This window comes from Leucobacter sp. M11 (genome assembly GCF_035726885.1).
Lineage (GTDB): Bacteria > Actinomycetota > Actinomycetes > Actinomycetales > Microbacteriaceae > JAPFRB01.
Genome location: NZ_JAPFRB010000051.1, coordinates 1 through 246, shown reverse-complemented (window position 1 = coordinate 246; position 246 = coordinate 1). Strand labels below are relative to the sequence as shown.

Below are 246 nucleotides of genomic sequence, written 5' to 3'. Positions count from 1 at the left end.
AACCATCAATATGTCTATTTCGATACAGAATATCTCGCACCTACACAGGGTTGTCGAGAGAATCAAACAAATTTCTGATGTATATGCTGTTCGCAGAATTATGAACTAGGGGAGGTTTCTTTCATGAAAGTCGTCCTGCAGAGAAGTAAAGAAGCCTCTGTGACTGTCGGGGGAGAAGTGACCGGAAGGATTCAGTCAGGCTTTGTTCTGCTTGTGGGCATCACCCATGAAGATACAGAAGAAGAC

General features: G+C 43.9%; 2 protein-coding genes. Both read left to right on the top strand.

What is annotated here, in order from left to right:
• Window positions 1–10 precede the first annotated feature (10 nt).
• Window positions 11–109 (top strand): ACT domain-containing protein, encoded by a 99-nt coding sequence (locus OOT08_RS19305; protein ID WP_442916299.1) that lies wholly within the window; start codon window positions 11–13, stop codon window positions 107–109.
• Between the two features lie 14 nt (window positions 110–123).
• Window positions 124–246: D-aminoacyl-tRNA deacylase (locus tag OOT08_RS19300; protein WP_442916298.1), on the top strand; the 123-nt coding region annotated here is incomplete at its 3' end.